Raw genomic sequence first — 543 nt, forward strand, 5'->3', positions numbered from 1 at the left:
CGTTGCCCGGATAGCTCAGTCGGTAGAGCAGGGGATTGAAAATCCCCGTGTCCTTGGTTCGATTCCGAGTCCGGGCACCAAATTCATGTCAACGGACCTCTACGAAGGTCCGTTTTCGTTTATAAAGCCCGCCAGATATCTACTTCTCCGTAGTTCTTCATTCAACCCAACTCAACCAAATTCTACCCGCATCAAGTCACTTGCGCGGGTACAAATGAGGGTATACCATGATTCGACAGGAATTTGTACCCTCTCGTCTTCCGGAGACCCCTTTTATGGCACTTACTGACGCTAAGATTCGGGCTGCAAAACCGCAAGAAAAACCCTATAAACTTGCTGATTCCGGCAACATGTTTTTACTTGTTCATCCCAACGGCTCACGTTACTGGCGACTCCGTTACCGCTTTCAGGGAAAAGAAAAAACATTGGCTCTGGGAATTTATCCTGAATTATCCCTTTCTGACGCACGTGATAAAAGAGACAGCGCACGTAAGCAGATTGCTGAGGGTATCGACCCTTGTGAACAGAAACGGATAAAGAAAG

1 protein-coding gene and 1 tRNA gene are annotated in these 543 nt (G+C 47.5%); both read left to right on the top strand.

All coding sequences use genetic code 11. From position 1 onward, the window contains the following. Positions 1-4: 4 nt before the first annotated feature. A tRNA-Phe gene (locus GN208_RS17905) sits at positions 5-80 on the top strand. 195 nt (positions 81-275) lie between these two features. After that, positions 276-543 (top strand): Arm DNA-binding domain-containing protein (locus GN208_RS17910; RefSeq protein ID WP_243828523.1); only part of this gene is annotated, 268 nt, incomplete at its 3' end.

Origin of the sequence: Morganella sp. HSTU-ASny43, assembly GCF_022819185.1 — a bacterium.
GTDB lineage: Bacteria > Pseudomonadota > Gammaproteobacteria > Enterobacterales > Enterobacteriaceae > Morganella > Morganella morganii.